26 protein-coding genes and 1 pseudogene are annotated in these 22,727 nt (G+C 58.1%); 10 read left to right on the forward strand and 17 right to left on the reverse strand.

The window, feature by feature from the left end; all coding sequences use genetic code 11:
• Positions 1 to 113: 113 nt before the first annotated feature.
• Positions 114 to 956, reverse strand: a complete 843-nt coding sequence (locus tag OQF71_RS00370) for a hypothetical protein (protein WP_280585044.1) — start codon at positions 954 to 956, stop codon at positions 114 to 116.
• 76 nt (positions 957 to 1,032) lie between these two features.
• On the opposite strand from OQF71_RS00370, the gene OQF71_RS00375 reads away from it, so the two are divergent.
• The 3 genes from OQF71_RS00375 (at position 1,033) to OQF71_RS00385 (ending at position 3,256) form a co-directional block, all read left to right on the forward strand.
• Complete coding sequence (locus tag OQF71_RS00375) at positions 1,033 to 1,668, forward strand: helix-turn-helix domain-containing protein (RefSeq protein WP_280585045.1); 636 nt, start codon at positions 1,033 to 1,035, stop codon at positions 1,666 to 1,668.
• 306 nt (positions 1,669 to 1,974) lie between these two features.
• On the forward strand, positions 1,975 to 2,475 hold the full coding sequence (locus OQF71_RS00380; protein WP_280585046.1) for a hypothetical protein: 501 nt from the start codon (positions 1,975 to 1,977) through the stop codon (positions 2,473 to 2,475).
• 130 nt (positions 2,476 to 2,605) lie between these two features.
• Positions 2,606 to 3,256, forward strand: a complete 651-nt coding sequence (locus OQF71_RS00385; RefSeq protein ID WP_280585047.1) for a hypothetical protein — start codon at positions 2,606 to 2,608, stop codon at positions 3,254 to 3,256.
• Between the two features lie 103 nt (positions 3,257 to 3,359).
• Here OQF71_RS00385 and OQF71_RS00390 read toward each other — a convergent pair whose 3' ends face one another.
• On the reverse strand, positions 3,360 to 3,707 hold the full coding sequence (locus OQF71_RS00390) for a hypothetical protein (RefSeq protein WP_280585049.1): 348 nt from the start codon (positions 3,705 to 3,707) through the stop codon (positions 3,360 to 3,362).
• Positions 3,708 to 4,298: 591 nt separating this feature from the next.
• Between OQF71_RS00390 and dctP the strand changes: the two genes are divergently transcribed.
• From dctP to OQF71_RS00410, 4 genes are all read left to right on the forward strand, one after another.
• Entirely contained in the window at positions 4,299 to 5,582 is a 1,284-nt protein-coding gene (dctP, locus tag OQF71_RS00395; RefSeq protein ID WP_280585051.1) for a TRAP transporter substrate-binding protein DctP, read from the forward strand.
• Between the two features lie 7 nt (positions 5,583 to 5,589).
• Positions 5,590 to 6,165, forward strand: coding sequence for a TRAP transporter small permease subunit (locus OQF71_RS00400; protein WP_280585054.1), 576 nt, complete (start codon positions 5,590 to 5,592; stop codon positions 6,163 to 6,165).
• Positions 6,162 to 7,472 carry a TRAP transporter large permease gene (locus tag OQF71_RS00405; protein WP_280585056.1) on the forward strand — a complete coding sequence of 437 codons (1,311 nt, stop codon included), beginning with the start codon at positions 6,162 to 6,164 and terminating at the stop codon, positions 7,470 to 7,472. Before OQF71_RS00400 ends, OQF71_RS00405 begins: the two co-directional genes overlap by 4 nt.
• Before the next feature lie 68 nt (positions 7,473 to 7,540).
• On the forward strand, positions 7,541 to 7,897 hold the full coding sequence (locus OQF71_RS00410; RefSeq protein ID WP_280585057.1) for a DsrE family protein: 357 nt from the start codon (positions 7,541 to 7,543) through the stop codon (positions 7,895 to 7,897).
• A 696-nt stretch (positions 7,898 to 8,593) separates the two neighbouring features.
• On the opposite strand, the gene OQF71_RS00415 is transcribed toward OQF71_RS00410, so the two are convergent.
• The 7 genes from OQF71_RS00415 to OQF71_RS00445 form a co-directional block, all read right to left on the reverse strand.
• Positions 8,594 to 10,429, reverse strand: a complete 1,836-nt coding sequence (locus tag OQF71_RS00415) for an NAD(P)/FAD-dependent oxidoreductase (protein ID WP_280585058.1) — start codon at positions 10,427 to 10,429, stop codon at positions 8,594 to 8,596.
• 1,701 nt (positions 10,430 to 12,130) lie between these two features.
• Complete coding sequence (locus OQF71_RS00420; RefSeq protein ID WP_280585059.1) at positions 12,131 to 13,198, reverse strand: site-specific integrase; 1,068 nt, start codon at positions 13,196 to 13,198, stop codon at positions 12,131 to 12,133.
• Positions 13,195 to 13,317, reverse strand: coding sequence for a hypothetical protein (locus tag OQF71_RS00425; protein WP_280585060.1), 123 nt, complete (start codon positions 13,315 to 13,317; stop codon positions 13,195 to 13,197). Before OQF71_RS00425 ends, OQF71_RS00420 begins: the two co-directional genes overlap by 4 nt.
• Entirely contained in the window at positions 13,314 to 13,475 is a 162-nt protein-coding gene (locus OQF71_RS00430) for a hypothetical protein (RefSeq protein ID WP_280585061.1), read from the reverse strand. The genes OQF71_RS00425 and OQF71_RS00430 overlap by 4 nt, the downstream gene beginning before the upstream one ends.
• A complete protein-coding gene (locus OQF71_RS00435; protein WP_280585062.1) occupies positions 13,472 to 13,753 on the reverse strand; it encodes a hypothetical protein in 282 nt (93 codons plus the stop codon). The genes OQF71_RS00430 and OQF71_RS00435 overlap by 4 nt, the downstream gene beginning before the upstream one ends.
• Positions 13,750 to 14,073, reverse strand: coding sequence for a helix-turn-helix transcriptional regulator (locus tag OQF71_RS00440; protein ID WP_280585064.1), 324 nt, complete (start codon positions 14,071 to 14,073; stop codon positions 13,750 to 13,752). Before OQF71_RS00440 ends, OQF71_RS00435 begins: the two co-directional genes overlap by 4 nt.
• Positions 14,066 to 14,260 carry a hypothetical protein gene (locus tag OQF71_RS00445; RefSeq protein ID WP_280585065.1) on the reverse strand — a complete coding sequence of 65 codons (195 nt, stop codon included), beginning with the start codon at positions 14,258 to 14,260 and terminating at the stop codon, positions 14,066 to 14,068. Before OQF71_RS00445 ends, OQF71_RS00440 begins: the two co-directional genes overlap by 8 nt.
• A 201-nt stretch (positions 14,261 to 14,461) precedes the next feature.
• Between OQF71_RS00445 and OQF71_RS00450 the strand changes: the two genes are divergently transcribed.
• The 3 genes from OQF71_RS00450 to OQF71_RS00460 are packed head-to-tail and all read left to right on the forward strand — an operon-like array spanning position 14,462 to position 15,417.
• A complete protein-coding gene (locus OQF71_RS00450; protein ID WP_280585066.1) occupies positions 14,462 to 14,791 on the forward strand; it encodes a MarR family transcriptional regulator in 330 nt (109 codons plus the stop codon).
• Positions 14,792 to 15,127: a repressor phrH2 gene (locus tag OQF71_RS00455; protein ID WP_280585067.1), complete on the forward strand. Its 336-nt coding sequence runs from the start codon at positions 14,792 to 14,794 to the stop codon at positions 15,125 to 15,127. It abuts the gene before it with no gap.
• Positions 15,128 to 15,129: 2 nt separating this feature from the next.
• Complete coding sequence (locus tag OQF71_RS00460) at positions 15,130 to 15,417, forward strand: hypothetical protein (protein WP_280585068.1); 288 nt, start codon at positions 15,130 to 15,132, stop codon at positions 15,415 to 15,417.
• Here the strand turns inward: OQF71_RS00460 and OQF71_RS00465 are convergent.
• From OQF71_RS00465 to OQF71_RS00500, 8 genes and pseudogenes are all read right to left on the reverse strand, one after another.
• On the reverse strand, positions 15,404 to 16,135 hold the full coding sequence (locus OQF71_RS00465) for a hypothetical protein (RefSeq protein WP_280585069.1): 732 nt from the start codon (positions 16,133 to 16,135) through the stop codon (positions 15,404 to 15,406). The two genes, OQF71_RS00460 and OQF71_RS00465, sit on opposite strands and share 14 nt — an antisense overlap.
• A 262-nt stretch (positions 16,136 to 16,397) precedes the next feature.
• On the reverse strand, positions 16,398 to 17,735 hold the full coding sequence (locus OQF71_RS00470) for a phospholipase D-like domain-containing protein (protein ID WP_280585070.1): 1,338 nt from the start codon (positions 17,733 to 17,735) through the stop codon (positions 16,398 to 16,400).
• A gap of 84 nt (positions 17,736 to 17,819) precedes the next feature.
• The gene (locus OQF71_RS00475) at positions 17,820 to 17,990 is read right to left on the reverse strand and encodes a restriction endonuclease (RefSeq protein ID WP_280585071.1); all 171 of its coding nucleotides are present in this window, start codon (positions 17,988 to 17,990) and stop codon (positions 17,820 to 17,822) included.
• 65 nt (positions 17,991 to 18,055) lie between these two features.
• Positions 18,056 to 18,547, reverse strand: coding sequence for a hypothetical protein (locus OQF71_RS00480; RefSeq protein ID WP_280585072.1), 492 nt, complete (start codon positions 18,545 to 18,547; stop codon positions 18,056 to 18,058).
• A gap of 168 nt (positions 18,548 to 18,715) precedes the next feature.
• Positions 18,716 to 18,988: pseudogene (locus OQF71_RS14595) on the reverse strand (restriction endonuclease); the annotation flags it as partial.
• A gap of 65 nt (positions 18,989 to 19,053) precedes the next feature.
• Positions 19,054 to 19,449: a hypothetical protein gene (locus OQF71_RS00490; protein ID WP_280585074.1), complete on the reverse strand. Its 396-nt coding sequence runs from the start codon at positions 19,447 to 19,449 to the stop codon at positions 19,054 to 19,056.
• Positions 19,450 to 19,519: 70 nt separating this feature from the next.
• The gene (locus OQF71_RS00495) at positions 19,520 to 22,180 is read right to left on the reverse strand and encodes a DNA methyltransferase (RefSeq protein WP_280585075.1); all 2,661 of its coding nucleotides are present in this window, start codon (positions 22,178 to 22,180) and stop codon (positions 19,520 to 19,522) included.
• Positions 22,181 to 22,249: 69 nt separating this feature from the next.
• Positions 22,250 to 22,696, reverse strand: a complete 447-nt coding sequence (locus OQF71_RS00500) for a hypothetical protein (protein ID WP_280585076.1) — start codon at positions 22,694 to 22,696, stop codon at positions 22,250 to 22,252.
• Positions 22,697 to 22,727: the final 31 nt, after the last annotated feature.

Here is a 22,727-nt window from a genome sequence, read left to right on the forward strand (position 1 = left end):
GCACAAAGTACTCAATCAGGTCCGCTTCCCGCTCCGTGAGGTCCGTGGTCCGGAACGCCGGAAAATACTCTGTCTCCGTGTAGCCCCACTGGTCCGTCTCGTGGGATCGCTCGTCAAACGAGGGCCGGGGCGACGCCGAGGGCAGCGGTCCCGAGAAGGACCGCGACGTATCCGGTAGCGACGAGGAATACCACGCGTCGTGGATGGTCGACGAGGCCCCGACGGTGTCCAACTGCCGCGAGGTAGCCAGTCAGCGGCAACAGCTGGAGGGCGTGGAGGCCGACGAAGTGCGCCAGGCGGAAGTCGCCGACGAGCTGCCAGCCGACGACCGGGACCGTCGGCTCCGCCGTCTCGACGACCCGAGACTGGATCGCGAGCATCGCCGCTCCTTCGAACGCGCCGACGACGAACCACGCGATTCCGAGAAGGATCCCCGCGGCGAACGCCGGGTGGACGTCGAACTCGTTGCCGCGCGCCCGGACCGCCAGCGCGGCGATCGCGACGGTGACGACGACGATTGTGACGCCCATGACTCCCCCGATCGCCACGTCAAGGACGGTCGCCCGATTGAAGTGGGACCCGACGCCGCGGGCGGCCTGTCCGCCGATAAGGACGATTTCAAGGAGGAGACCGACGCCGACGACCCGGGAGACGCGGCGGCGAAACTCTGTGTTGACCGGGAGGTGGACACCGAGCCAGCCGAGCGTCGCGCACACGAGCGCGATCGAGCCGGCGAACTTCGCCGGTTTGAGCCACGCCGGTTCCCCGTTGACGACCATTGGGTCCAAGACGATGCCGACGGCGAAGGCACCGAACAGGACGGCGTTGATCGCGGCCACGGCGGACAAAATCGGATCGCGGCGCCGCAGCTCTCCGATCGGCCCGGCGATCGTCCGCGCCATTACCCGCAGCGTCGTCCGTCCGCTCGTGGCCGCAGCGGCCGACTCGGAGTTCATACTACACTGTTGCCGGGCGATTCATGTGTGCGTAACCCCAACATGTTGGTATCTGCCCGAAGCGGCAGTGACCAGCATGATCGACGCCCGGTTCCGCATTCGTCTCCCGCCGGACCTGTACATCGCCGACCTGTCGGAGGCGTTCCCCGACGCGACCTTTCGCCTGCTGTCCGGCGTCCGCAGCGGCGCCACCGCGAAGGAACTCGGTGAGGTGCTGACTCGGACTCCCGGGTCGGTCGCGGCGGCGTTTCGCGAACACGATGCGATTGACGCGTACGAGGTGTTGGAACGCACCGACGACCGGCTCCTCGCGACGTACGAGACGACCGACATCGACCTCTACGCCTTCGTCGAAGCCGGAGGGTTCCCGCCCGAGTTTCCGATAGAAGTGCGGAACGGGTTCTACGAGTTCGACCTGACCGGCACTCGCAGGGAGTTCGATCAGCTCCGGAAGACGCTGGAAGCGAGCGGAATCGAGTACCAACTCCTCTCGAAAGTGAACAAGAAGCGGTCGGACCGACTCCTCACACGCCGACAAGAGGAGCTCCTCGCCGCCGGCCTCAGAGAGGGTTACTTCGAGGTCCCGCGAGGGTGTACGCTGGCGGATCTCGCCGACGCGGTCGGCGTGGACAAGTCGACCGCGAGCGGGATCGTCCGCCGGGCGCAGGCGCGGCTTATCGCGTGGTACCTGACCGACGTGAAGGTCGAGTGACGGGCGGGTGGGTTCGCCACGAGTCTTTGCGCTGATCGAGATTTGAATCTCAAAGCCATGAGACTGTGAAACGGCCTCCAATCAGATTCGATTGATGCGATCGTAGACCGTTCATTCGTCTAATTGACTGAAGTGCCACTCCCATTCTTCAAATGAGGACTGGCTGGGTCCCAAGTCTTTCTGACTGAACTCTTGGATCCTGTGCTTTTCTAGCCCGATTTCACGGAGCTCGCTCCGGGCGTCACGCACGTCGACGTCGACGACGACCTCGGTGTCACACCCGTCCAGGCGCTCCTTCTCGACCGCGTGCTCGGTAGCGACGGGCCGGCGTTCTGGGTCGACGGCGCGAACAGCGCGAACACGACTCGCCTCCGTGAGCTCGCCCCGGCCGATCGCGTGCTCGACCGCATCGAAGTGGCTCGCGGGTTCACGGCCCACCAGCACACCTCGCTCCTCGATCGGCTGGCCGGCCGGCTGGCCGCCCGAGCGTCGCCCTCGGTCGTCGTCGCGACCGGACTCGACGGGATGTACCGTGCCGCCGACGTCGACGGCGAACTCGCAGAGCAGCTGTTCGTCCGGGCGATCGCGTCGGTCGCTCGCGTCGCTCGCGTCCACGACGTGCCGGTCATCGTGACGCGATGCCGCGAGGACGACTTCTCGCGGCCGCTCCGCCGGTCCGCGAAGACGCACCTCCAGTGCCAAGAGACGGCCTTCGGACCGCGCTTCGAGGACGCCGAGGGTACAGTAATGGGTCGGACGAACCCGACGTACCGGGACCAGTTACTCCCGCTCTCCCGGCTCTGTTGAAATCCTTAAGAACTGATAGGATCGGCGTGCGAGATACAGAGGATACAGTCAGCAACGACACATCCGCATTGTGTTTCCGATCATGACACCGTGGCCCGACTCTTTTAATAATTAGACCGTCTCCTGACACATGATGTCCCTGACTAACTCCCGGCTAGGCACCAGCCCCGTCCGTCGTGCCGCCTACGCAGTGGGGCTGATCGCACTGTTCGGTATCGCGTTCGGTTTCACTTGGTCGCAGGCTATCATCGTCACGGGTGTCGTGCTCGTGGGTGAATCTGCCGAACTCGCGCGTCCGTTGCCCGGACTGGATGAACGCCATTTCCGACTCGCGCTCGGCCTCGTTGCGGTAGCTGCCGGTGGGGTCGCCTATTGGGCGCAGGGGGACACGACTGTCACCGCGGTCGGAGTCGGCGGCGGTGGGTGGCTTATGATGGACGCACTCTATACAATCCGGGAAGGCATCCGGTCGGGCGACGACGGGATGGCCGACGCCGACTCCAGTGAACTGTTTCTGTCGATGCAGGTCGGCCACCTCATTGCCGAGGAACTGAAGGACGGCCCGAAGACGGTCCCGGAACTCGCTGATGCCTGTGACATGACCGAGTCACGTGTCCGCGAGGCACTGGACTACCACAAGCAGGCGGACACCGTCTACAGGGACGGCGGTCAGTGGCTTCTTGACGAGTCGAAAATCGGGATATGGGCGTTCGTCAGGGACAACACTCGGCGCGCTCTGGCCCGGCTTTTTCGTCCGTTCCGGCTATTCTCACCGTCGTAACTATTTCTCATCAGTCCCTGTGCGAACTGCGGTGTGACGTCCGTTGCGAGATACGCGCTCTGTATTCAGCAGAGCGCTGAGAACAGATCATCGGCTGAGGATTTCAACAGAGCCGCTCGACCCCAAACTGCTCCGGGCTCACGTTCTCATACATCTCCATCTGGTCGTAGAACTCATCAGTCACCGTGTTGGGAATCGTAACGCGAAATTGCCGCTCCTCCCTCGGCTCACGGCTCGTTACAACCAACTCGTCCACGTCGAGATCGGGACTGAGCGGGCTGGAGAACTTCGGTTCGCGGAGACAGTGGATGTGATTGAGCGGAAACGTGTGCGCCTTCACCACGTCGTCGACGTAACGCGTCTTGATCCCGACAGTATCGAACGGGTCAAAGCCGACCGGATCGGGAATTGAGCCGTCGGCGTTGCGGACGAGTTCCTGCACCTTCGTCATGCACCGATCGACACAGATATTCTTCAAAAGTGTACTCAGAACCCGGACTGAAAGTGGAAGTGTACACACGTCGACGCGCCTCCCCGCACGCCGGCGCGTGGCGTCGCGCATCCCGGGGGACCCCTGTGCGCTACTCCGACACGCGCGCGTATCTGCGTCGTCGATCGCCGCGCCCGCTCGCCGATCGGCCGCGATATCGGCTGTCGTGGAGTCCTCGCTTCGAGCGCGAAGATACGGCCGTCCGCTGACTCGTGGGCTCGATCGCTCCACAACTGACAAGTATTGCATCCGTTCGCAGGGCGAACGCACGGCGATTTCGCCGCAGATAGCTGAATGTATGCCGTGTTTGTCGGTCGAAACGGCGATATATGCGATCATATTCGATATTATGGGCAAAGATATTCGGATGCTGGCCGATTTACCTCCTGTTCCGCACGTCACGCGTCTCGGAAGATGGTGTCGGGTGAGACAGAGGAATGACCCCCAGCCATGTACGTGTAGTCGACTGACGATTGATGCTCGACGCACGGTCCAGATACGCCGCCGATGCGACCGGACCGACGGGCGAACATCACGTCCGACCCACACGCCATGAGAGACGAACACACTGACGGACGCGACGCATTGACCGGCCACTCCAGACGCGACCTCCTCAGGACGGCTTCGATCGGCGCCCTCGCTGCCGGGTTCTCCGGCTGTCTGGGCGGCGCGGCTAGCGGCACCGACACGACCAGTAGTGGCGCCGGTGCCACAGCCCGCTGGGCCGGCACTCAGAACCCCGATACGACGTGCTGGGACTTCGACGAGAACCAGTCCGAAGGGTCGGAGGGCTGTGGACTCGTCTATCCCGTCTTCGAGCTCAAGCGGCGACTCGACGCGCGAGAAGATGCCCCGGACATGGCCCTCGTCGACAGCAAGGAACTCTGCAGCGAGCAGTCCTGCATGTCGAAGCTCGACTCGAAGGTGATTCAGTTGGGTAGCAGTTCGGTCGCCAACTCCGCGAAAATATGGCCGGAGAACGAAATCTGGAGCATCCCGTACACGTTCCCTGTCCACCAGCGGGCCTCCATCGGCTACAGTTTCGTCCACCCGACCACATGGGAGGACTACTGGGTGCCCTTCGCGAAGAAGTACAACGTCGTCCCGATCGGCTTCGATCCGCCGGGCTACCGCGCGCACCTCATCGGTACGGGCAGCGACCCCGGCACCCCGGTCACCTCGCCCGCCGATTTCGAGAATCGAAAGATCCGCACCACCCAGAGCGAGGTCATCTCAACGGCATTCGACGAACTCGGAATGAACCCGACCACCATTTCCTTCTCCGACACGCTCCAAGGGATGAAGTCGGGCGTCGTCGACGGCCTAGAGATCATCACGCCCTACGCCGTCGCGGCCCAGATCACGTCGATTACCGCGCAGGTGACGCTGACCCAGTGGGCACCCGGTCTCGACCCCATCTGGTGTCGCGTCGACTTCCTCAAGGGCCTCTCGGAGGCCGAACGGACGGCGTTCGCGGAGGTCACGGCCGACCTCGCCGAGCAGAGCATCCAGCGCACCGATCGGATGTACGAGCGCTTCCAGGGGCTCAGCCCCGACGCACCGGTCGAGGGCTCGAACTTCCACACACAGGGCCCCGACGACGAACCGGTGCAGGTCAACTGGCTGAGCGAAGAGGATCTCGACGCGTGGCGGGCACCCGTCAATCCGGCCGACAACCGCGACCTCTACAACGACGCGATCGGTCGGGTTCACGACGAGTTCACGGACGGGTTCTTCGACCAACTCCACGACATCGCCCGCGAGAGCGGCGTGCCCGACCAGTCGAAGAACTTCACCCTCGACGCCTGGTGGGACGACTATCTGGATCGAATCTAAGTCGCCGATGTCGACCACACTCTTCCGGTATCTCAGGATTCTCCTCGACCCGGAACGGCTGCAGGAGACGCGTCTCGGTCCCGTCGAGCGCAACCTCGAACTCTTCCTCGGCGGGACGCTTCTCGTCGCCTACGGGCTGGTGATCGGGTTCTCAGTCATCCAGCGCACCCTGACCGGCGAGCAGGCGCTGTGGGCACAGGAGAGTGCCATCGGGATGTTCGTCTGGGTCGCCTGGCTCTCCGTGGCGTACGTGATTCGCAACGAGGACCACTTGCGGTTCACGATGGTACTCGCCGATCTGTCGAACACTGGCCGGTACGTCGTCTACTGTGTCGAGTGGCTCTGCTGGCTCGCTTTCGCGGGCATCGTGTTCGTCTACTCCCTCCCTGTCTTCGGCGACTTCCTCAGCCGTGGCGGGACGATCACGGGCACGCCGGTCCCCGACGCAATCACGTATCTGGCGGTGACGGTCGGCGTCGCACTCGTGCTCTTTCGTGTCGCCGAGCAGATGCTCTGGGTGACGTACGCCTTTCGCCGCGGCGACGACATCACCTACGCGGACGGCGAGGTGGTGGGCGAGTGATCCCCCTACAGGCTGGTGTTGCCGGCCTCCCTCCGGGCGTCGCGCTCTCGGTTCTGACCCTCGTCGCCGTCGTCCTGTTCGTCGTCGGGGTACCGATCCTACTGGTGTTCTCGACGTGGGCCATCGGCTTCACCCTCGTCTTCCCCGTCTTCAGTCTGCGGAACGTGGCACTCGTCTCGTACTATCAGCTCTGGACGTTCCCGCTGACGGCTGTCCCGCTGTTCATCCTCGTCGGCGCCCTCGTCAACCAGTTACAGATCGCTCGCGACATCATCAACATGTCCCGCTCGCTCGCGGGGTGGCTTCCCGGTAGCTCGGCGAACACGGCGCTTGTCACTGCTGGCGTCTTTTCCGCCATCACGGGATCGAACGCCGCGACGACGGCGTCCGTGGGCGAGGCCTTCACCGACGAACTCAACGAGGAGGGGTACGACCCCGTGTTCAGCGCCGCCACGATCGCTGCTGGCGGCACTCTGGGCATCATCATCCCGCCGAGCGTCCTCTTTATCCTCTACGGCGTCACGTTCAACCTCTCCGTCTCGGAACTGTTCGTCGCCGGCATCCTGCCCGGTATTCTGATGCTCGGCGGACTCATCGTGACGGCGACACTCATCTCCCGGAAGCGAGACTACGGAGTGTCCGACTACTCGTTCAGCCTCACGTCCGTCTTCCGGTCGATGTTCCGGGCGCGGAACTCCCTGCTCACTATCGTCGTCCTGCTAGGTGGCATCTTCACCGGCCTGTTCACCCCCTCGGAATCGGCCTCCATCGCCATCCTCTTTGTCGTCACAGCTGAGTTTCTCTCCGGGAACATCGACGATTTTGAGTTTGTGACGGAGTCCGTCCAACTCACCGTCTACCTCGTCGGCATCATCATTCCGGTGTTGATCACGTCGATCATGATCCAGCAGAGCCTCTCCTTTCTCAGCCTGCAGGATCTGGTCTCGAACGCCATTCTGGCGCTCGATTCGCCCGTTCTCGTCGGCGTCGCGTTGCTCGTCGTCATGCTCCTGAGCGGGTCGATCCTGGCATCGATTCCGAACATGATCCTCACCGCGCCGCTCTTGGCGCCTGCCGCTTTCTCCCTCGGTATCTCGCCGCTCATGTGGGGCGTGATCTTCATGATCAGCGACGCCATCGGCTTCATCACACCGCCGTACGGTCTCAACCTCTACATCATGAGCAGTATCACCGACATCGACTACATCAAAATCGCCCGCGCCGCCTTCCCCTACTTCATCGTGTTGACCTCGGTGCTTGTGCTGTTTTTCGTCTTCCCCGAGGCGAACGTGCTCGCCGCGGACTGACCATCCGCGGGGACCGGCCTTCGTCGCATGACGCGGCATATATGTAGCCGACCGGCCAACGGTGAGCCATGTTTCTGTTGTTGACCGCGGGCCCGGACGACGCCGACGCGGCTCTCCCCTTCGTCGCCGCCAAGGGAGCACTGGCCGACGGCGACGACGTGTCTATCGTGGCTATGGCCGATGCCGTCCACCTCCTGACGACCGACACCGACCGCCACGCCATCGACGCATCGGGGCTACCCACCGTCGGGCAGACTGTCGAGCGACTCCGCGACGCCGACGCTCTCGCGGACGCCGTCGCCCTGCGCGACTGCTGTGCCGCCCGCGACATCGACGAGGCTGACCTGGTCGACTGGGCGACGATGGACGACGAACGCGCGGTACCCCGACTCGCGGCCGCTCACGACACCACGTTATCCTTCTAACCCGGCCGCGGCTACCACCCCCACAATCTAGACGCCTTCCAGATCGATTTTCGCGGAATTATATCTGGAGATCGAGAAATATCTATTCCCCTTCCGGCACCGGTATCGGTCTGAGCGACACGCCCCTGCTCGCTATGACAGCACCCGCACCGACTCGACGACGACTACTCCGCGCCGGGGCCACACTCGGCGCGGGAGACATCGGCCTCGACCTCGGCCGCTCGGTTGCGGCGAACCTAGGCGAACTTGTTTCAGGTTACGTAGAGTTGCTCTGTTGAAATCCTCAACCGGTGAGATGTTCTCAGCGTTCTACTGAATACAGAGCGCGAATGTGGCACTACGCACGAGCCAATATGCGGAAGTTTCTCGGCGCGGTCGAGTTCGCGACGAACACGTTGGAGTTCGGGGTCGCGGCCGAACTTGACGAGCGCGGCTAAGGCGAGCGCTCGAACGAACGGATCGGTGCCGATGCGTGTGTGAGCTGGGCCGCCCGTGAGGAGCTGATCTCACTGGCGGCCCGCCTCGAGGTGGAGATGGATCTGGTCGGGGCGCACGTGCTTGCGATGGACACACCGCCTGCGGCGCAGTTCGGCCGGTGAGTGCGGACGGCGAGCACTACCTGAGGTGATGCCGACCAGCCATCCGATCTCCGAAGGGGCATCGCCTGTCAGGCGACCGTCCCTGGGAGAGCGGCCGCTAGATCCCCTCGTGGTGGACCTCCTGCCTGCCGTACACCGGCGTGGTGATCTCCTCATAGCGTGCCTTCAGCTGCAGCCCCAGATACAGCGAGTAGTGGCGTGACTGGTGCAGGTTGCCACCGTGGAACCACAGATGCTCCACCTGCGTCGGCTTCCACATGTTGCGCTGCTCGCCCTCCCACGGTCCGGGGTCTTTGGGCGTGTCTGAGCCGAGCCCCCAGACCTTCCCCACCTGCCGCGCCGTCTCCTCATCCACCAGGCCGGCCACCCATCCGTTCATCGAGCCGAACCCCGTGGCGTACACGACAAGGTCGGCGGGGAGCTCGGTGCCATCCTCCAGCAGGATCGCATCCTCGGTGAACTCGGTCACCTGCCCACGGGCCACCTCGACCTCACCGTCGATAATGAGCTGACTGGCGCCGGTGTCGATGTAGTAGCCCGAGCCACGGCGGAGGTACTTCATGAACAGCCCCGAGTCGTCGGGACCAAAGTCGATCATGAAGCCGGCGTCCTCGAGCGCCTCGTAAAAGTCGGCGTCGATCTCCCTGATCGTGTCATAGATGGGCTTCTGGAACTCATGCAGGATGCGGTACGGGAGGGATGCGAAGATCATGTCCGCCCGGTGGGTGTCGATGCCGTTCTCGACGGCCCGCTCGGAGTACAGATCACCGAGTCCGTGCTCCAGCAGTGAGTCCGTCTTGACGACGTGCGTCGATGACCGCTGCACCATCGTCACGTCCGCGCCGACCCCCCAGAGCCCCTCACAGATGTCGTGGGCTGAGTTGTTCGAGCCCACCACTACCACGGACTTGCCCTCATACCCCTCGGGGCCGGGGTGCTCAGATGAGTGGTGCACCTCGCCGCTGAAGCGCTCCTCGCCGGAGAGGTCGGGCACGTTGGGCTTGCCGCTCATGCCCGTCGCCATCACGAGCTCCTGTGGGCGCAGCACGAGCTCCTCACCGTCGCGGTTGACCTCGACCTCCCAGGTGCCCGTCTCCTCGTCGTACCGTGCACTGGTGGCCTCGGTCTTCGACCAGTAGTTCAGCTCCATCACCCGCGTGTACATCTCCAGCCAATCGCCGAGCTTGTCCTTCGGTGAGAACACCGGCCAGTTGTCGGGGAACTTGATGTACGGGAGGTGGTCGTACCAGACGGGGTCGTGCAGCGCGAGCCCCTTGTACCGGTTGCGCCAGGAGTCCCCCGGCCGGTCGTTCTTCTCGACGATGATCGTGGGCACGCCGAGCTGGCGGAGCCGTGCACCGAGCGCGATGCCGCCCTGTCCCCCACCGATGATCACGGTGTGTGGCTGCTCGGTGTACCCCAGGTTCTCCAGCTCCTCCTCACGGAGCTCTGTCCACGTCTTGCGGTCTGGGTCCGCAACCTGCTCTGCGCCCCTCGGTCGGTCTCTGCCCTTGGGCTCCTCATGCCCCTTCAGCTCCGTCAGTGCGGTCAGGAGGGTCCACGCACCGCCATCTTTCAGCCGGACGACACCCTCACCACGACCCACCTCGGTCTCGAAGGTGAACCAGGCGGTGATGATCCCATCCTCCTCTTCCGCCGGCTCGGTAAGCTCGAAGCCCGACGGACCGATGTGCTCGAGTGTCTCCTCGAGCATGTCCTCGACGCCACTGGGATTCTCCACCGTCTTGATGTTCCAGGTGAACGCGACCAGGTCGCGCCAGTAGCTCGTCGCACAGAACATCTCCGCCGCAGCGGCGGCATCCTCCCGGCGCATCGCATCCTCGAACTCCTCTAGGTACGCCTGTGCCGTCTCGGTCGCATGGTCGATGTCGGCATCGGCGAGCTGTTCGGACGTCTGGTCTGGCGAGCTCATCGGCCCACCTCCTCCGCTGCGGTGGTCGCCACAGCGGGTGTCGGTACCGATTGCAGTTCAGGTTGGTCGGTTTGTTCATTAAAGAACATTGATCTATAAGGTGTCTTCTTTTACTTAATGATTATTAGTAAAGATTTATTATCCATACCGACTCAGTTGTAAGGTTTGGATTGTGACGGTGGAGATCGGTACGCAATTCAAAGCCATCATATCTTCCCGCGAGCCCAGTTAGAACGGCCAGGATACGATTCGAGGAACAACCACCACGACAGGAAGCGTGTGAATGAAATCGCGAACCGTGTCCCACTCACCCAATCGGGAAACCTCGACATATTCGATTCACGACCGACTGAGTATCTCCCAACCGTCCGCGAGAATTATCCAGGTGCGCTGGAACCCGCGTTTATTCCGCCAGACGAATGGCTCTGAAGAATTGGGAACTACGAGGAGTTCCTCGCCAAGCGACGGCAACTCATCGCGGAGGGCATCAACGACTATCTGGACGGACTCGTGGAGAACTCATTCCTTCGTCCTACCACATGGTTTAGTGGGTACTTGTGGTTACAACCCTTATTGATTGATCGCTCTCGGTTCAGCCCCGTTCGGCATCCGGAAAGTAGCGTCCACGCTCATCTATCAATTCGTCAGTCTTAGGGACTTCAGCTCGCTGTTGTCGGTGTACACGGCTAGAATATTCGATGTGACCGAATGCCCCGATGGTAGTGCACTAGTCCAGATTACCGGTGTCGTATTCGATACTGTATAGACCTCTGAGCCTTGTTTAGACGCAGCAAGAATCGGCTCTTGCGCCATGTACTCAGCAGACGAACCCACACCGCGAGGTACTCACGAAGGGATTCTGATCAAGCGCAACGACCCTTGACCCGTCCATTTGAGAGCGTCTAAACAAGGCCGACCCTCTGTATTCAGCACACTAGTTCTGACAGTACTTCGGTAGCTCACGAGAAACAGACTACATACGGAGGATGTATTTGACCGGCCAGTGAGATCCGCCGTTGCATGTGAAATCAAGGGGTTGTCGAAAGTGGAGTGGTCGTTTGATAAGTAAAACAGGCTCTGTAATCACTAGACATCGTTGGGTTAGATAGAGCGATCCTGACTGCTATTGAGAACAATTTGCCTCGTTTCGCATGGAGATTGTAGTCCATCTCTCCACCGTATTTTGACGATTCGATAGCGGGTCTAGTGCGTACTACTGCCTCTATATTCAGCAACCAGTTTCTATCAGTTGCTGAGGATTTCAACAGAGCTATAGATACGAATTTATTGAAGCTCTCGGGATGGATGCAGACGATATAGAATTTGGATCAGACGAAGACAAGCCAATTTAGCCCAGATTTTCGTCCAGCATTCGTGTGGTATATTCACACGTATCGATTTTGTCGCAATCAATCCTCACGTCGAGACTGATACAGCTCCACTGTGGGGATAACACTCATACGCGCACGGTTTCAAATATGGCCCAGATGCCAGACGGCTTCGGGGCACGTTCAGTTACCGAACGAACTCGCTCGGCGATTAGCGCCGATTTAGAGCCGGTAGACTCGCCATCATGCGATCTATACGACTCGGAATAGTTCGGTGAAGAAGCGGGCCGGGCGCGATTCCACCAAAGCGGGTCGCTAGCCGTTTCACTGTGCCGTCGAACGTACATGGGTTGCGTTGTCATAGTTGTGTTGATCATGCTGCATCTAGCCTCTCGACGTACTCACTGCGATTCTCCATCCGATCGCGGTAGCGCTTCCACCGCTGCTTCTCCGAAGCCCAGTCGTAGTGGTCCGCGATCGTCTTCACCGAAGCGTTGACGCGCTCGGCGACCACCTCCGGCGGGATCCCGATGTTCAACTGCCACGTGATCGAGCCCGTCCGGATCTGGTGCGGGCTCCGCGACGACGGGCACTTGCTCGCCTTGTGGTAGTCGACCCACTCGCAGGCGTCCGGGTCCTTGCCGTGCGGACAGGTGCCGTGGAGGCAGGGAATCGTCGCGCGGTAGCTCCACGCTCTGATCGTCGCTTCCCCGGCTCGACCCCTCGCACTCGCGAGCAACGGCTGTCTGCCGCTGCCATCGCGGCTGTCGTAGCGATACTGTCCGACGTACTCGCTGAGAATGCGGGCGACTCTGTCGGGAATGCCGACCGGTCGCTCGCCGCGGATCTTGTTTTTCAGCGGCGTGCCGGTCTCGGGGCGATGACGGAACTCCACCCAGCTCTGTTCGTCGTCGTCGAGACGGAGGTAGAGGTCGCGGACGTCGAGCCCGCGGAGCGCTCCCTGCCGGGCGCCGGTGTACCACGCGAGTTCGAGGAACGCGTGGCGTCGTCGGGCGCGCTCGGCGTCCGAGTTGCGGTAGTACTCGAGCAAGGCGAGCGCCGGCTCCCTGTCGAGCGCTGTGTCGCTCGACCGCTCGTCAGGATCGAGATCGGGAATGCGCACCGACTCGTGGAGCCCGCTCTCGACGGCGTCGAGCTGCTCTAAGTACTCGACGAACATCCGGAGGGTCCACATCTCGCCCTCCAGCGTCACCGGCGCCACCTGACTCGCACGGAACTCGTAGTAGTCGTCGAAGTCGTAGCCGCGAAGCTCGCTGACCGACTCGATCCGGGCCTCTTCGGCCCACTCGCGGAACAGCTTGAGCCGGTACTTCCACGCCTCGACGCTCGACTCTGTGGAGTCGGCGCGCCGGCGGCGGAGGTACCGGTCGATCCCGTCCCTGACCGAGAGTTCGGACGGGTCGCGAGCGTCCCGGCTCATGAGCCCACGTCGCCGGGGGCGCCCCCGTAGCGCCGTCCGCAGGACGGGCACGTGCAGCCGTTGACGAAGCCGTCGACGAGGCGGTCACAGCGACCGCAGCGCCAGAGCGTCCCGCTCACGGGACCACCTCGCCCGTCTCGAAGGCTTCGGGGGCGATTCCCGCCTGTCGGCGGGCGATGTCGACCGCGGCGTCGTCGGTCGCGACGACGCTCACGTCGACCTCCTCGCGGAAGACGTGACTCTCCACGCGGAGTTCGACCTCGACGCGCCGGCTCACGCTTCAGCCTCCGGGGCGTCGGTTTCGGAGCCCGCCAACTCGTCGTAGTCGAGATCGCGGAGCGCGTCGACGGCCCAGCCGGCGTCACCCGGGAGGTTCCGAGCGAGCCGGTGGCGGTCGTAGTCGGCGACGACCGCGCCGGGCGTCATCACCGCGTAGAGCAGTTGCGGCGAGTGGTAGCCCGCGGGCTCCAGCTCCGAGTCGGCGTCGGGATCGAGTCGCTCGACGCCGACCGTGTAGGCGGTCGACTCGCCGTCCGCGATACGGGTGAACCTCATTCGTCACCTCCGGCGACCCACCGATCGCGGCGGTCGAGCGCGTCGCGAGCGGCGTCCGTGAGCGCGTAATCGTTCGTCCGGCGGTCGCGCGTCTCCTTCTCGACGAGCCCGCGGTCGACGAGCTGGTCGAGGTTGGGGTAGAGCCGGCCGTGGTTCACGTCGATCCCGTAGTACTCTTCGAGTCCGGCTCTGATCGAGGTCCCCTTCTGGTGGTCCTCGCGTTCGAGGAGCCGTAGAATGTCCCGCTGGAACGCGGTGAGATCGGCGACAGCGCCCGTCCCGTTGACCGCGGGCGTCTCGCCGTCCGCCGCGCTACTCATCACGCACCTCCCGCACGTCGCTCTGGAGCGCGCCGAACGCGTCCGCGCACTCCGCGCAGAGCGCCCCGCCGTACGCGGCGTCGTAGCCGTCCGCCGACGCCTCGCACAGCCCGCAACCGCCGGTGTTTTCGATCGGTTCCTCGGTCGTCGCGCAGGGCTTAAGCCCCGCAGTTGCCTTCGTTGGCATGGTTCTGTGGTTTCAGCACAGAACCCGACCCGGTCGGGCGCTACAGACGCCGCGACCGGGATCCTACATTTTCTCACTAGCCGAGGGTTCGTCACTCGGGCTCCGTGGATACATATGAATACTCTCGTTACTTGAATGTACTGGTAGTGTTTAGAGATACTATTCGGTCTTATATTAAATACGGGTGCGACAGTGTATTATATGAGATATGCGGGAGAGTGGATGTCTGCTGCTGACGATCGTATTCTAGAGTATCTCTCTGAACACGAATCTGGTTCTCCAACGAAAATGAAGAAGGAGGGGCCGATTCGATATTCGCGTGTTCAGGTCCACCGACGATGCAAGAAGCTAGCTGAAAAGGGACTCGTCAAAGATCTCGGAAATGGAATCTACATGATCACCGACGACGGTGAAGCCTATCTCGACGGTCGGCTCGATACCGAGAATTGGACCTACATCGATGACGACAGCGACGCTGTTGAGTCTCAAGATCCCACCAACGGTGAGACCTCAAACGGAGGCACCACCTGAATGCGCGACTCCGTTCCGTGGATGGGTGGTCTCGATGAGCGGATCCTAGAACGGCTCGTTGACGATGGCGATGCCGACGCTTGGGAGATCGCGTTCGATATACGCGGTCGTATAAGCCAAGATCGGGTGACTGAACGGTGTAAAGTGTTAGCTGACGCCGAGCTCGTCGATCAATACGAACATGAGATCGTCGACGGCCGCTTCGAGACCTACTGGTCGGTTACGACATGGGGCGAGCTGTTTCTCAGTGAAGACGCCGATCCGAGCCTCGACGTTCCGGTTCCGAATCCGCGGCCGCCGCACGCGACGAGGCCCGATTGGTGGGCAGGGTTCTGACAATGTCCGATGACGATATTCAAAAATACTCCAAGGAGTGGATTCGAGAGAATTGGGACTATGAACAGGATACTGGATCTCCACTGGTACAACTCGTCAAGGTAGTTCACGAACTCCACATCGCAATCCCCGGAATCGTTGCCGCTACCGTTGTTTGTCCGATTCTCTGGTACTACGAGATGTCGACACTACAAATTGTCAGTACTGGTCTGGGAACTATCGGTGGCGGCTATGCTCTGTTCTTCAACCAGTGGTGGTGTGCCACTCTTAGCGATCCTAACGACGATTGAATGTCCGACGGAAAGGATCGAAAACTGGGATGTCCATCTTCGGAAGGCTGAATAGGCTGAGTAGTCCCTTCAGAACCTTCTCAAGCACACGTCTCAGTGTTTGCGAAAGTGTTGTGATCAGATCCAGGATCAACAACACGGCTGTTGTCATCAGAGTGATGGGCATCAGCACTATGAACGCCGGGAATGCGAGGAGTGTCGACGGACTCAGGAACCAGAGTGGGCTTCCGGTTAGTTTGCCTTCTATGGATGGCAGACCGATTGCGACAAGAATCCCGAACGCAGGTGCGATGTGAATTGTCACGTACGCAGCGCTGAGCGCCGCAACAGTCATGGTTATTCCAAGGTAGGTGAGAGTCGCATATGTGCTAAAGAGGTCAGACATTATTTCGTCGAATTTCTGAACCAGACCTTCCTTCTCTGCCTCGGCTTCATTACTCAGGTCGGATTCCTCATCCACCTCCTCTTCACTCTCAGTAGCGTTTAACGAGGTGTTGTAAATAGTCAATCCCATCCAAGATGCCACGAAGTAAGGAACGTAGGTTGTAGCACCGATCGTTTCCGTGATTTCCGCGAATACACCAGCATCTGCTAGATAAGGTCCGAAGAATAACGCAGAGACCAGCAGAGCCATCAGGTTTCCGAAGGCAGCTCGTGGGAAGTAGCTCGCAAAATGCGAGAGCTGCTGTTTCGGAGAGCGCTGGCTCTGGTAACTCATCGTGGCTGTACCTTCGTTCGCTACATGTTAAAATCACGTGGTCACACTGACTACCGTGCGCTTCTTCATTTCTAGGTAGTCGACTACATCTTCGAAGCGTCGAATGGAGGCGACTGAATACGCCCGTATGTCTCCTAGACGGCACAGATCGACGAACACGTCTGAGCGGCTTGCCGAAGACGCAGACGCAGCAGCGTGAGAGTTCGGTGTCGATGTAGCGGGAGCGCTATGTACAGGTCGCGTGACTGAGCGCTGTTCCGTGTTAGGTGTGTTCAACGCGATCTGCATCTTCCCAGATTCGATCAAAGAATTCAATTGCATCATTTATTGTTTCTGGGTCTTGAGTTAGAATTCCAGCATTAAACTCATCGCGGAGCTGATCCCGCGTTAAGTCTGCTGAAGAGACTATTAGTTTGTGGTCATCTGCAATGACTAATCTAGAATGTAGACGGTGGTGTTCTTTGACGTTTCCTTCTGTTGCTTCAATCAAATCGTTTAGCACGTCTTTTTTTATCCCCTGACGGTTTCCCTTCACGTTCCTTCCTCTAGTCAGAACTCGAACTTCTAAGTCTGGATTAGTAACGATTCGATCGATTATTTGATCAAATAACATGTCGATATACAATGAATCAACCCGTAGAATGCTGTTCGCGCTTGTTATCAGGCTTTCTGCTGAATCTTGAATTTCTGCAGCATACTCTGCAGAAGGAGAGATCGGCACTGTTTGGATAAATTTTGGTCTGATATTCTCATGACGCTGTGCCTGTTTTTCACTTTTCCAGTTGGACTTAAAAACAGATTCTTTTGGACCCTCTCCAATTGCAATAAGAGATAAAACTTGGTCAGCAATCTTCTTTGGACGCATTTCACCAAAATCAGGATCACCACTTACAACTCCAAGATCTGGTAATAATTTCTCAATTTCGGAATCAAAGTTTTGCGGAGCTTTTGATAGAGCCTCAAATATTGGCCATGTGGCAGAATAGTTATCAAACGAGATCGCATCTCTAGCTGCATCGGTATTTGTCTGTAGAGCGTTTAGCATTTCTTCGGCCATCCTGTCGATTTCCTCGTTGTATGTATAGATATCGAACTCACAAAGTCCTAATATTCCCACAGCAACATTTGTGAATGTAGAACCAAAATTAAATTTTTCATCCCGATCATTAGATACAAAATGAGAGACTGCATTTTGCACGACTGCTGATTCTGGTTTGAGTATAGATAGAATCCATAGGGGTGACAGGTCTACATCAGACAAATGGAAGTTCCCATTAACCGTCTGGTTATTCTCCATAATCTCTGTGAAAGGGCGTAATTCTTTTTTATTGGGGATTTCGTCGTGTATACGATAGGTTTCTAATAGATGTATTAAACATAATGGAAACTCAAATGCGATAGTGTGTTCATCATAGGAACCCGTATTCCAGTCATTCAAAAAGTTGCCTACAGCTGGGTGTTCGTAATAAGCTAACACTCTATAGATTGGAGAATGCGTGAGTTTGTTACTTGTAGTCTCTTCAGATTCAACAAAAGTAGCCAATTTCTCGACTCTTGTTCGAGTCCTTTCTGAGGATGTGTTGAGGTACTGTTTGTTCATTTATCGGTTAGAAGTATTCTAAATGTAAGTATATGGCGTGATAGATACTCAGAGTATGCAAATGCCGCGAGAAGATTACTGTAGTCAGTCCACCCTATTTCCGATTGCTTCTTCGACGATCTCGATCTCGTCCTCAGTCACCCCGTACAGCTCGTAGACGATCTCGTCGATAAGCCGGTCCGTCTGCTCGATCTTGGCGTCGAGCTCCTCGGCACGCTCCTTCGTCTCCAGGTAGTTCTCCAAGTCGTCGGCCACGTCGTCGACGACCTTGTCTTGCGGTTCGAGCTACCTATCCTCCTCTACCAGAGTTCAGAGACTCCTTACTCACGGTGGACTTGATACTCTAAGTAATCAAGCCGGTCCTCCAGTTCAGATACCTCCTCATTAAGATCTGCTTCAACCTGCCGGAAACGGCTTTCAAGAGTCATGTGCGGTGAGTCGGAACCCACATCGGTCACATCGTCGATCTCCGCAATAGGGTATATTCCTCCACCCTCCCAAGTAAAGTAGAGGCCGGAGTCAATTTGTCCCTCTCCAGAGATATAATTGAACCTCACCTCAGCATGCCAATACCTGTTTAGAAGTATATTAGAAACTATGGACTGTCTTGCCGCTGTAGCACCTGTAATAGAATCCTCGCCTGTTAGGTCTGTGGGATACAGATGCTGATAGTTCTCTATCAAGTACTCATCTATCTCTTTTATCGAAAATGCCTCCTCACTGTTATTGGATAATAGCTCGGTTATGTGTACTCGGAGCGGGTCGTCTGATCCTGACTCCTTCCAAATATCGGAGTTAGTATCAATTGGCATGTCTTATAATACGATCAGAACGGTTTAATTATATCGCGTTTTAGACAGTAGTTTCAAATATCACATATAGACCATAGAATGTCCACACGCTCATCTTTTAATAAGTCCGAGTAGCCCTCCTCGATCGCTCCCGCCTCTCTCATTGGCTATCGGTCGTAGATCTTCCGATCAGTCGTCGCCGACCGCCTCCTCAACGATTTCGGTCTCTTCTTCGGTCAACCCGTACAGCTCGTAGACGATCTCGTCGATAAGCCGGTCCGTCTGCTCGATCTTGGCGTCGAGCTCCTCGGCGCGCTCCTTCGTCTCCAGATAGTTCTCCAGGTCGTCGGCCACACCGTCGACGTCCGGCAACTCGATCGCCTTCAGCCGATCGACGAGCGAGTTCGTCTTCGTCGCCGTCTCCCGGAAGTTCGCGAAGCCGCCCGCCTCGTCGACGGCGACCGAAAATAGTCCCGTAGTCCCGCGATAGTCGCTACGCAGTGTGCGCCGATCAGGCCGGTCGAACCCTACGACTGAACGTTGATGTTGCTGTAGTACCAACCCGACCCTTCCTGCTCAATCCCGTGGAAAATAGTCCGTAGCGGAACCTCGTCGTCTCCATCGCGGAATACGGGTTCGTCCCAGTATTCGAGATCATCGACCACAAATTGGACTCGGGGGTTCTCTGCGAGCAGGAAATTGACGTGGTCTCGGAGCAGATTGTGGACGTAGTCGCACGCATCATGCGGGTTATTCGCACTACGGATGAAGTCTCCGAGGCCGTAGACAGTAACGTCATACGGGAGACTGTCCATCCGCTTGACGCGGCGGAGGAACTCGACGACGCTCATCTCATCGTCGAACGTCCCATGTCGCTCGACGGCGTCCTCCGAGTGCACGTGGAAGCCGATGTCCATGCTCATTCTCTTACGTCATACTGGTGACGCCTTCCCCTATAAACGTCAGCACAGATAGGGGTCAGAATTCGCATTGTTACGAGAAATCCTCCAGATCGAGCTGGGTGTCAGTCCGATCCTCGACGTACTCGGCGATGTCGATGTACTCGTCGTCGTTCTCGATCTCGGCGAGTCGTCGAAGAGCAGCAATGGCCCCTTCATCTGTCCATTTTCCGAACTTCTGAGCCAACTGATCGGTCTCGTAGAGGTAGCGGAGGTAGTGAGCTTTGTCGACAGCGAGGGGGTTCTGCTTGCGTTCGACATCGTCGGCACGGTCTAGTGGACCACGAACGTTCAGGTCGTCACCCTCCTGCTCCAACAGACGCTCGTTGACGAGTTCCGCGACATCGACGCCGCGCTGACGCAGATCCTTGTTCAGTGCGTTGTAGGAGACCGTTCCACCCCGTCCGAGTACGTAGGTGAGGTAGATGGCACTCAGAGTGTCCATCTCGTCACCCATCGTCTGGACCCGCTCCTCCATTAGCTGCTCGTCGACAATGTCACGGATCGTCCCGACAGCGTCGTTGACGGACATCTGTTCCCCTTCGTGGGTGACGTTCGGGAAGTGACGCGAGTACACTTCGAGACACTTGCCCATCGTGACTGCGAAGATGTCCCCTTGCGTGAGTCGGGAGCCACTCTCTTCGAGACGGTCGATCTCCTCTTGGGCTCGGAAGTAGATCTCGTCTTCGAGGGACCGCCAACTGACGGTCTCGGGGTCTTCCTCACGGCTCCGACAGACGACGATCATGTCGTACTCGATGTTGGCCTTATCGTGGATATGCGTGGAGCCTCGCATCTCTCCACGGATGGGGTACAGGGAAGTAACGTAGAACCCCGCTTCGAGAACGGACCTCAAGACCGTACTCCACCCTTCAGTCTCTTTGTGGTGGAAGGTGAAGGCCATGATTCCGTCGTCCTTGAGCTTCTGGTTGGCTTGGTCGAAGACGTTCGTCAGACCCGTGACGAAGTGATCTTCATCGCGGTAGGTGTCGACGCTATCCTCGCCAGCTGGGTCGCTCACTACTTCACTTGCCTTTGGCGTGAGTTCGGCACCAAAGTGATCGTACTCGTCTTCGAGCACTTGCTTCAGCCACACATAGTAGAAGTCAGCAGTCTCCGAGTACATCACGTTGTCAAAGTACGGTGGGTCCGTGATGACAGCATCAACACTGTTGTCGTCTATCGGAAGATACTCCGAAGTCCCACAGCGGAGATGGACATTATACGTCGCGTCTTCTTTCCCCTCGACGGGCTCACCGATCTCAGCAGGATCGTCGGTGACGTAGCCCTCGATCTTTCCGACCCCGTCGCGTTGTTTCGTCTCTCCATCTTCGACGTACTTCTCGTAGGGATTTAGACAGAATTCCTTACCCGCCCGCATCTTGTCGAACTCTGTAGAGAAGGTTGCGGCTCCTTCTTCAGTCCCCCAAACATTATTTTCAACAGGAGTATGCCGTGCCGTGATAGTGTGCCGCTTATACATCCCCTGTATTTTGTTCGCAGAAGTGTGATATTCGCAGAACATATTATTGAATGTCGTAGTGTCTGAGAATGCCAACAGGAGGAATTCCTTCACGTTCTGATCCTCTATTTTTTCTATTTCTTTCAGCAGCTTAGATAAGGAAAGCAATTGTCGCGGATTGAACATCTGGTCGTAACGTTCGTATCCATGCTTTCGGGCACGGTCTGAGCTTCCTCGGTACCGTTTTGTTGTCGGGATGGGGAGCTCGTCACGCTTTTCTTCGAGCTCTGACTCAGCCTCGGAGAACAAATCACGATCAAACTTCGTTGCCGATTTGTACCCTTTCTCGCCCGTTTCAGGACAGTAGTATTCGACAGCGTAGAGGGATCGCTCAGCCTTCCCGAAGCGTTCGACGCTCTCGATAATCGACATCTCGGGATGTTCGTCACAGTGGGGGCAGGTGTAGCTCCCGCGGGAGACGTTCCCTGCGTCCTTCGGAACATATTCGTGTGAACACTCGGGACACGTGGTGTCTGTACGGTAGTCGTCCGTCTCGAAGACGTTCCAGCAATCGGGGCAGATAACGTTATAGTGATCGTCCTTCGAGGAACGGGCATTAGAGAGACGGTAGTCTTTGAACAGAGCGACATCTTCGCCACAGTTCCGACAGGGGAGTTCATTCACCCAGAAAGAGTACATAGCGTCGGCGTGATCGTCGCAATGCGGGCACTCAGTTCGATAGTAGTCTTTAATTTCTTTGCCGACACTCTCTTCCAATTCCTCAAACGCAGCGTCAAGCTCATCCAGATCGACGGGCTCGACTTCCTTCTTCACGACGAACCACGCGACGGGATTGAGTTCACTCCCAATAGCGTTACACCCCATACGGAGAGATTCAACAATACTCGTCCCCCCACCCATGAAGGGATCAAGGACGGTCTTGTCTCCGAAATCGATGTCTTCGAGGTAGTAATCCCAGAGAGCATCAGGATTCTCCCAGTCTACTTCCGGAAGTCCATCGATGGTTGATTGTCCACCGGTGTCGACCGACATTTCCTCGTCGGCGAGCGAGTAGAGCAGCATCGTTCGGAAGACCGAACCCAGTCGCCGTGCCCACCATTTGTGCATGGTGTAGACGGGGCGATAGTAGCGTTTGGCATGGGCTTCTTTTTCGGCTATCTCATTCACTTGGTCAATTGGAAATGAGATTTCGATAGGTCGCTTGTCGCTCATTGTTTTGTATTCGGTTTCTATAACTGTGTTAGGGTTTCGATTGATTATCAGACAAACTACAGAATGATATCAGTAGTACCCATATTCTCTTCCCTGAGCTCCTTGCCCCGTGGAACCCAAAACGCCATTTGACTCAGCGTGTGTTCTCCAGTTATCTACGTCACTATGGGAGGGATTTCTAATATCTAAATTGTAACAGCGTCCACTATACCAGGTGTTATCTGCTGTATCCTTCTCAAACCGAGCTATCTTATTTGGATAATATGTTTGAGAGAATGCACTGAACGCAGTTGGAAAAAAGATCCTCCACTGAGGTGTATAGTGGTCAGAGCTATGATGTTTGAAATCTCTGCTGTCCCATACGGCACCCTGATGTCTAATAGCGATTGTTGTTTCTTTACCACTTTTCTCTTCAAAAAAGTCTGCTAAGTGTTCTGCGATCTCCAATATGTATCTATCTTCGCCTTGCATGGAGCCCGTTTCTATCCAGAATACGTCAGCATCAGAGACGTTCATTCTATATTTACTTTCTTCTCTCGAATAAAAA

The sequence above is a fragment of the Halorubrum sp. Boch-26 genome (genome assembly GCF_029889805.1).
Taxonomy (GTDB): Archaea; Halobacteriota; Halobacteria; order Halobacteriales; family Haloferacaceae; genus Halorubrum.